Annotated in this window: 7 protein-coding genes and 1 pseudogene; all 8 read left to right on the forward strand. The window is 68.8% G+C overall.

Annotation, left to right across the window (positions count from 1 at the left end; all coding sequences use genetic code 11):
• Positions 1-11: 11 nt before the first annotated feature.
• Positions 12-1,508, forward strand: coding sequence for a CoA-acylating methylmalonate-semialdehyde dehydrogenase (locus tag IE263_RS28445; RefSeq protein ID WP_189940663.1), 1,497 nt, complete (start codon positions 12-14; stop codon positions 1,506-1,508).
• A 35-nt stretch (positions 1,509-1,543) separates the two neighbouring features.
• Complete coding sequence (locus IE263_RS28450; protein WP_189940664.1) at positions 1,544-2,494, forward strand: TIM barrel protein; 951 nt, start codon at positions 1,544-1,546, stop codon at positions 2,492-2,494.
• Between the two features lie 9 nt (positions 2,495-2,503).
• The gene (locus tag IE263_RS28455) at positions 2,504-3,925 is read left to right on the forward strand and encodes a sugar porter family MFS transporter (protein WP_189940665.1); all 1,422 of its coding nucleotides are present in this window, start codon (positions 2,504-2,506) and stop codon (positions 3,923-3,925) included.
• A 23-nt stretch (positions 3,926-3,948) separates the two neighbouring features.
• Positions 3,949-4,968 (forward strand): Gfo/Idh/MocA family oxidoreductase, encoded by a 1,020-nt coding sequence (locus IE263_RS28460; protein WP_189940666.1) that lies wholly within the window; start codon positions 3,949-3,951, stop codon positions 4,966-4,968.
• Positions 4,965-5,831: a sugar phosphate isomerase/epimerase family protein gene (locus IE263_RS28465; protein ID WP_189940667.1), complete on the forward strand. Its 867-nt coding sequence runs from the start codon at positions 4,965-4,967 to the stop codon at positions 5,829-5,831. The genes IE263_RS28460 and IE263_RS28465 overlap by 4 nt, the downstream gene beginning before the upstream one ends.
• 536 nt (positions 5,832-6,367) lie before the next feature.
• Positions 6,368-7,372: a sugar ABC transporter substrate-binding protein gene (locus tag IE263_RS28470; protein WP_189940668.1), complete on the forward strand. Its 1,005-nt coding sequence runs from the start codon at positions 6,368-6,370 to the stop codon at positions 7,370-7,372.
• Positions 7,372-8,448 (forward strand): ABC transporter permease, encoded by a 1,077-nt coding sequence (locus IE263_RS28475; RefSeq protein WP_189940669.1) that lies wholly within the window; start codon positions 7,372-7,374, stop codon positions 8,446-8,448. The genes IE263_RS28470 and IE263_RS28475 overlap by 1 nt, the downstream gene beginning before the upstream one ends.
• A gap of 8 nt (positions 8,449-8,456) precedes the next feature.
• Positions 8,457-8,617, forward strand: a pseudogene (locus IE263_RS28480) (sugar ABC transporter ATP-binding protein); the annotation flags it as partial.

The following is an 8,617-nucleotide window of genomic DNA, read 5'->3' on the forward strand; positions in this document are numbered from 1 at the left end:
AAACCCGTACCGTGAAGACCATCCAGCACTGGATCAACGGCTCCCCCGCTGCCGGAGACGGCTCGGAGAGCGCGCCCGTGTTCAACCCGGCCACCGGCCAGGAACAGGCCCGGGTCGTACTCGGCGGTTCCGCCGACGTGGCCACCGCCGGCGCAGCCGCCTCGAAGGCCTTCGAGACCTGGTCGGAGTCCTCCCTCACCCAGCGCACCCAGGTGATGTTCGCCTTCCGCCAGCTCCTCGTCGAACACGAAGAGGAACTGGGCCGGATCATCTCCGCCGAACACGGCAAGACCGTCGACGACGCCCGCGGCGAAATCACCCGTGGTCGCGAAGTCGTCGAGTTCGCCTGCGGCCTCGGCGACGTCCTCAAGGGATCCTTCTCCGACCAGGTCTCCCGCGGCGTGGACGTGCACAACTTCCGCCAGCCCCTCGGCGTCGTCGCGGGCATCACGCCGTTCAACTTCCCCGCCATGGTGCCCCTGTGGATGCACCCGATCGCCATCGCCACCGGCAACACCTTCATCCTCAAGCCGTCCGAGCGCGACCCCTCCGCCGCCAACTTCGTCGCCGAGCTGTACAAGCGCGCCGGCCTGCCCGACGGCGTCTTCAACGTCGTCCACGGCGGCAAGGACGCCGTGGACGCGATCCTCACCCACCCCGGCATCGAGGCCGTCTCCTTCGTCGGCTCCACCCCCATCGCCAAGTACGTCCACGAACAGGCCACCACCCACGGCAAGCGGGTCCAGGCACTCGGGGGCGCCAAGAACCACGCCGTCGTCCTGCCCGACGCCGACCTCGAATTCGCCGCCAACCACATCACCGCCGGCGCCTACGGCTCCGCAGGCGAACGCTGCATGGCCGTCTCCGTCGCCGTCGCCGTCGGTGATGCCGCCGACGGGCTGGTCGAGGTCCTGGAACGCAAGGCCCGCGAAGTCAAGGTCGGCCCCGGTGACGCCCCCGGCACCGACATGGGCCCCCTGGTCACCAAGGCCGCCCAGGAACGCGTCGAAAACGCCGTCGGCACCGCCGCCACCCAGGGCGCCACCGTCGTCGTCGACGGCCGCGGTCTCAAGGTCGACGGTCACGAGGACGGCTTCTTCACCGGCCCCTCCCTCCTCGACCACGTCACGGCCGAGATGGACGCCTACAAGGAGGAGCTGTTCGGCCCGGTCCTCGCGATCGTCCGCGCCGAGTCCCTCGACGAGGCGATCGAGCTGATCAACGCCAACCCCTACGGCAACGGAACCGCCCTGTTCACCGCCTCCGGCGAAGCCGCCCGCCGATTCCAGCGCAACGTCAAGGTCGGCATGATCGGCATCAACGTTCCCGTGCCCGTCCCGATGTCCTACTACTCCTTCGGCGGCTGGAAGGACTCCCTCATCGGCGACAACCCCATCCACGGCCCCGAGGGCATCCGCTTCTACACCCGGCCCAAGGTCGTCACCACCCGCTGGCCCCAGCCCACCCACCAGCACCACGCCGGCTTCAACTTCCCCACCTCCAACTGACGTCCAATCTGACCCCTCTCCCCGAAGGACACACCATGGCAACGGCGCCATCCTCCCTCCGCACGACCGTAGGCAACCTGTGCCTGGGTTCCGCCCCCGACTCCTGGGGTGTCTGGTTCGCCGAGGACGAGCACCAGGTGTCGTACACCCGCTTCCTCGACGAGCTGACCGCGGCCGGCTACAAGTGGCTGGAGCTCGGGCCGTACGGCTACCTCCCCACCGACCCGCAGAAGCTGAAGGAGGAGCTGGACGCCCGCGGCCTCCAGGTCTCCGGGGGCACCGCCTTCGGCGCGCTGCACCGGCCGGAGGCCTGGGACGAGATGCTCGCGCACGTCCGGCAGGTCGCCACGCTGACCGCTGCCGCGGGCGCCCATCATCTGGTCCTGATCCCGCCGATGTACCGGGACGAGAAGACCGGCGCGTTCACCGAGTCACCCGAGCTGACCGCCGAGCAGTGGGCGGGCTTCGGCCGGGCCGCCGACCGGCTCGGCAAGCTGCTCCTCGACGAGTACGACGTACGGCTCGTGATCCACCCGCACGCCGACAGCCACATCCAGACCCAGCCGGAGATCGAGCGGCTGCTGAACGAGTCGGACGCCCGCTACACGAACCTGTGCCTGGACACCGGGCACGTGGCCTACGGCGGCGGCGACAACCTCGACCTGATCCGCCGCTTCGGCGAGCGCGTGGGCTATGTCCACATCAAGCAGATGGACCCGGAGATCCTGGCCCAGGTCGCCGCCGAGGACCTCTCCTTCGGCGAGGCCGTCAAGCGCGGGGTGTGCGTGTCCCCGCCCGCGGGTGTGCCGAACCCGGCCGACGTGGTGGCCGAACTCTCCGGCTTGGACGCCGAGTTGTTCGTGATCGTCGAGCAGGACCTGTACCCCTGCGCACCCGAGGTACCACTCCCCATCGCGGTCAGCACCCGTGAGCACCTGGCCGGCTGGGGGCTGACGGGTACCCGACGCCCGACCCTCGGCCGATAGGAGGCGCCCATGGCAGTCAGGGACGACACGACAGCCGCCCGCACGGTGACGGACGACGCACCGCCGGCGGTCTCCCGGCGGCTCCGGCTCATCACCGTCATCGCCACCTTCGGCGGACTCCTCTTCGGCTATGACACCGGCGTCATCAACGGCGCCCTGCCCTACATGACCGACGATCTCGGTCTGACCCCGTTCACCGAGGGCATGGTCACCAGCTCGCTGCTGCTGGGCGCGGCCCTGGGCGCGGTCACCGGTGGCAGGTTGTCGGACGCTCGGGGGCGGCGTCGTACGATCCTCGTCCTGGCCGTGGTGTTCTTCGTCGGCGCGCTGGGCTGCACGCTCGCGCCCAACACCGCCGTCATGGTCGTCGCCCGGTTCGTGCTCGGCCTCGCGGTCGGTGGCGCGTCGGTGACCGTGCCCGTTTACCTCGCGGAGGTCTCCCCCGCCGAGCGGCGCGGCGCGCTGGTGACCCGTAACGAACTGATGATCGTCAGTGGCCAGTTGCTGGCGTTCACCTCCAACGCGATCATCGCCCGGGTCGGCGGCGAGTCCGGCGGCGTGTGGCGCTGGATGCTCGTCCTCGCCACGCTTCCCGCCGTGGTGCTCTGGTTCGGCATGCTGGTGATGCCGGAGAGCCCGCGCTGGCTGGCGTCGAAGACCCGCTTCGGTGAGGCTCTGGAGGTGCTCAAGCAGGTCCGCTCCCGGCAGCGGGCGGAGGCCGAGCTGGCGGAGGTGACCGCGCTCGCCGTCAAGGAGGAGCGGGAGAAGCTCGGCGGCTGGCGGGACATGAAGGCCACCCCGTGGGTGCGCAAGCTGATGCTGGTCGGCTTCGGCATCGCGATCGTCCAGCAGATCACCGGCGTCAACACGATCATGTACTACGGCACCCAGATCCTGACCGACGCCGGATTCGCCGCGGACAGCGCGCTGACCGCGAACATCGCCAACGGCGTCATCTCGGTGCTCGCCACCTTCGTCGGCATCTGGCTGCTGGGCCGTGTCAACCGCCGTCCGATGCTGATGACCGGTCAGATCGGTACGACGGCCGCCCTGTTGCTCATCGGCGTGTTCTCCCTGACCCTTCCCTCCGGCGACGGCCGCGCCTACGCCGTGCTCGCCATGACGGTCACCTTCCTCGCCTTCCAGCAGGGCGCGATCTCGCCGGTGACCTGGCTGATGCTGTCGGAGATCTTCCCGATGCGGATGCGTGGTTTCGGCATGGGGGTCGCTGCCGTGGTGCTGTGGCTGACCAACTTCCTGATCGGTCTGGTCTTCCCCTCCCTGGTCTCCGGGATCGGGATCTCCAACACCTTCTTCCTCTTCGTGGTGGCGGGCGTCCTCTCGCTCGCCTTCGTCAAGCGCTACGTCCCCGAAACCAGGGGGCGCTCCCTCGAAACCCTCGAGGCCGAACTCCGCGCCCGTTTTTCCTGATCACCCCTCCTCAAGGAACAGACATGACTGTACGTGTAGGTGTCATCGGCGCCGGAATGATCGGCCAGGACCACATACGACGGCTCACCGACGTCGTCACGGGGGCGCAGGTCACCGCCGTGACGGACATCGACCAGGCCCGCGCCGCCGAGGTCGCCGCCCGCGTCGGCGCCACCGTCTTCCCGGCCGGCTCCGATCTGATCGCCTCCCCCGACGTGGACGCCGTCCTCGTCACCTCCTGGGGCCCCACCCATGCCGAGCACGTCCTGAACGCCATCGCGGCCGGCAAGCCGGTGTTCTGCGAGAAGCCCCTCGCCACCACCGCGGAGGACTGTCTGCGCATCGTGGAGGCCGAACGCGCCCACGGGCGCCGTCTGGTCCAGGTCGGCTTCATGCGCCGTTTCGACGCCGGCTACCGCCAGATGAAGGAGGTCATCACCTCCGGCTCCCTCGGCGCCCCGCTGATCGTGCACTGCGCGCACCGCAACCCGACCGTCCCGGAGTCGTACACCTCCGTCATGGCCGCGCAGGACACGGCCGTGCACGAGATCGACGTCCTGCGCTGGCTGCTCGACGACGAGATCGTCTCCGCCCAGGTGATCACCCCGCGCGCCACCAGCCAGCGGTTCGGCCACCTCAAGGACCCGCAGCTGATGTACTTCGAGACCGCGAACGGGGTCCGCATCGACCTCGAGGTCTTCGTCAACTGCCAGTACGGCTACGACATCCAGTGCGAGACCGTCGGCGAGGCGGGCCTGGTCCGGCTGCCCGACCCGGCCGCCGTCGCCGTCCGCACCGCCGGACAGCACGGCACCGCCGTCCTGCAGGACTGGAAGGGCCGCTTCGCCGACGCCTTCGACACCGAGTTCCGCGAGTGGGTCGCCTCCGTCGAGGCCGGCACCGAGCCCACCGGCCCGTCCGCCTGGGACGGCTACGCCGCCACCGTCATCACCGACGCCGCCGTCCGCTCCCTGGACTCCGACGGCACCGTCGTCACCGTCGACATGAAGCCCCGACCCGCCCTCTACGGAGGCACCGCATGAAAATCGCCCTCGACCCGTACATGTTCCGTGCCCTGCCGATCGACGACATGGTGCGCACGGTCGCCGAACTCGGTTACGAGTACATCGAGTTGTCCCCCCGCGACGACTTCATGCCGTTCTTCCTGCACCCGCGCGCCGACGACGAGCGGATCGCCGGGCTGAAGAGCTCCCTGCGCACACACGGCGTCCGGCTGTCCTCCGTACTGCCGTTGTACAAGTGGTCCTCGCCCGACGAGACCGAACGGCAGGCCGCCGTCCGCTACTGGAAACGGATGATCGAGATCACCGCAGATCTCGAATGCCCGCTGATGAACTCGGAGTTCAACGGCCGCCCCGAGCGCGCCGCCGAGAGCGAGGCCGCGTTCTGGCGCTCCCTGGAGGAGTTGCTGCCGGTCTTCGAGCGGGAGGGCATCGCCCTCAACCTGGAGGCCCACCCGGACGACTTCTGCGAGGAGAACACTCCCGCCGTCGACCTCGTCCGCGCGATCAACAAGCCCTGGGTGAACTACCTCTACTGCGCGCCGCACTCCTTCCACCTCTCCGGAGCGGATCCGACGGCGGACATCGCGGCGATGATGCGCTACGCCGGCGACAAGCTCCAGCACGTGCACATCGCGGACTCCTTCAACCACAAGGGCTCCTCCGGGCTGCGCTACATCCTCAACCCGCCCGGCACCACCGCCCGCATCCACCAGCACCTCGACATCGGCCAGGGCGAGGTCGACTGGGACGCCTTCTTCGGCACGCTGCGCGAACTGGGCTTCGACGGTGTCGCCACGGCCTGCGTCTTCGCCTGGGAGGAACGGGCCCGGGAGTCCTCCGCGTTCATGCTCGACCGCATCACCAAGGAACTGGTCGCCTGAACGAGACCTGCGTGTCTCCAGGCCCATGATCAGCGCGACGCCCGCGGCCACAGTGCGGCCGGCGGGCGCGCGCGCAGCGGACCGGACTGCCCCAGCAGGCGGCACGTCCGACGCCGGGCGGCGGGCTGCGACAGGTCACCGACGCGGCTCAGGCAACAACCTGGGAACTATGTCGGTACGTCCTGACAAGGTTATTGACATCACCCGTGGCCGGATCCATAGTACGAGCCACTAGAGCGCGCTAATGACGCGCTCTAGTGAGGTAACCAGGTGGTCCGCACCAAGACCATCGAGCACGGCGATCCACCACTGCGCAGGGCGCTCGCACTTCCCCTCGTCGGCCCCGCGGGCCAGGGCACATCCCTTGGTCACGGTCACGGACCCTCCGGCTCAGGTTCCTTCGCGGGACCGTCCCGCGCCATCAGCCCGCGTCCGCCACACATCCGGCCGCACAGACCGGCCCACCTACCCCCCGAAGCCGTTCCAGACCATCCGGCACAAGCCATCCTGAACCAGCACAGTGAGGTGCAAGGGACATGCACAGACACCACCGAGCCGCCACCCTGGCCGCCGTCGTTCTCAGCGGCGCACTGCTCGCCACCGGATGCTCCAGCAGCTCCGGCGGGAAGAAGTCCGAGGAAGGCGGAGCTGCCGCCTCCGCAGGCAAGGCCACCACTCCCCGCATGACCGTGGCCATGGTGACCCACGCCTCCCCCGGCGACACCTTCTGGGACCTGATCCGCAAGGGCGCCGAGGCCGCCGCCGCGAAGGACAACATCAAGCTCGTCTACTCCAGCGACCCCAGCGCCGGCAACCAGGCCAACCTCGTGCAGAACGCCATCGACCAGAAGGTCGACGGCATCGCGCTCACCGCCGCCAAGCCGGACGCCATGAAGGACGTGATCGCCAAGGCCAAGGCGGCCGGCATCCCGGTCGTCGGCTTCAACTCCGGCGTCGACGACTGGAAGGAGCTCGGCATGCTCGAGTACTTCGGCCAGGACGAGAACATCGCGGGCCAGGCCTTCGGCGAGCGGCTCAACCAGCTCGGCGCCAAGCACGCCCTGTGCGTGATCCAGGAGCAGGGACAGGTCGCCCTGGAGGCCCGCTGCGCCGGCCTCAAGAAGGGCTTCAGCGGCAAGACCGACATCCTCTACGTCAACGGCACCGACATGCCGTCCGTGAAGTCGACGATCACCGCCAAGCTCAAGCAGGACTCCTCCATCGACCAGGTCGTCACCCTCGGCGCCCCGATCGCGCTCACCGCCGTGCAGTCACTGTCCGACGCGGGCGCCAAGGCCAAGATCGCGACCTTCGACCTGAACAAGGAGCTGGTCAAGGCCGTCCAGGACGGCACGATCCAGTTCGCCGTCGACCAGCAGCCCTACCTGCAGGGCTACCTCGCCGTCGACTCCCTCTGGCTCTACAAGAACAACGGCAACTTCAGCGGAGGCGGCACCGCGCCCGTCCTCACCGGCCCAGCCTTCATCACCAAGGACAACGCCGACACCGTCGCCGAGTTCGCCGCGAAGGGCACCCGGTGATGAGCATGACCCAGCACGCCGAGCCGGCGGTGACCACACCGCCGGCCTCCGGCCCGAAGGCAACCGACGGCCGGACCGCACAGCGCCCCCTGGCGCTCAGGCTGCTCGCCCGGCCCGAGGTCGGCGTCCTCCTCGGCGCCGCCGCGGTGTACGTGTTCTTCCTCGTCGCGGCGCCTCCGGTACGCGACGGCAGCTCCATGGCCAACGTGCTGTACCAGTCGTCGACGATCGGGATCATGGCGCTGCCCGTGGCCCTGCTGATGATCGGCGGCGAGTTCGACCTGTCCGCCGGCGTCGCGGTCGTCGGCTCGGCGCTCACCGCGAGCATGCTGACCTACCAGCTGACCCTGAACGTCTGGGCGGGCGTGTTCGTCGCGCTCCTGGTGTCGCTGGGCGTGGGCTTCTTCAACGGCTGGATGCTGGTCAGGACGGGCCTGCCCAGCTTCCTGGTCACCCTGGGCACCTTCCTGATCCTCCAAGGCGTGAACCTGGCGGTCACGAAGCTGGTCACCGGCAACGTGGCCACCGACGACATCAGCGACATGGACGGCTTCGACCAGGCCAAGAAGATCTTCGCCTCGACGTTCCAGGTCGGTGGCGTCAACGTGAAGATCACGGTCGTGTGGTGGCTGGTCTTCGCCGCGCTCGCGACGTGGGTGCTGCTGCGCACGAAGTACGGCAACTGGATCTTCGCGGTCGGCGGCAACAAGGAGTCCGCGCGGGCCGTCGGTGTCCCGGTGACGTTCACGAAGATCTCGCTGTTCATGCTGGTCGGCTTCGGTGCCTGGTTCGTCGGGATGCACCAGCTGTTCTCGTTCAACACCGTGCAGTCCGGTGAGGGCGTCGGACAGGAGCTGATCTACATCGCCGCGGCCGTCATCGGCGGCTGTCTGCTGACCGGCGGCTACGGCTCGGCGATCGGCCCGGTCTTCGGCGCGTTCATGTTCGGCATGGTGCAGCAGGGCATCGTCTACGCCGGCTGGAACCCCGACTGGTTCAAGGCCTTCCTCGGCGTGATGCTCCTCGGCGCCACGCTCATCAATCTGTGGGTCAGCCGCGCGGCGACCCGGAGGTGACCGACCCCATGACAACCACCAACGAAACCCTGCCCGACGGGACCGTCTCCAAGGAAGCCGCTTCCCAGGAGGGCAAGCCGGTCGTCGAGCTCAAGGCCACCGGCAAGTCCTACGGCAACATCCGCGCCCTGCACGGCGTCGACCTGACCGTCCACCCCGGCAAGGTCAC

This window comes from Streptomyces aurantiogriseus (assembly GCF_014649375.1).
GTDB classification, from domain to species: Bacteria; Actinomycetota; Actinomycetes; order Streptomycetales; family Streptomycetaceae; genus Streptomyces; species Streptomyces aurantiogriseus.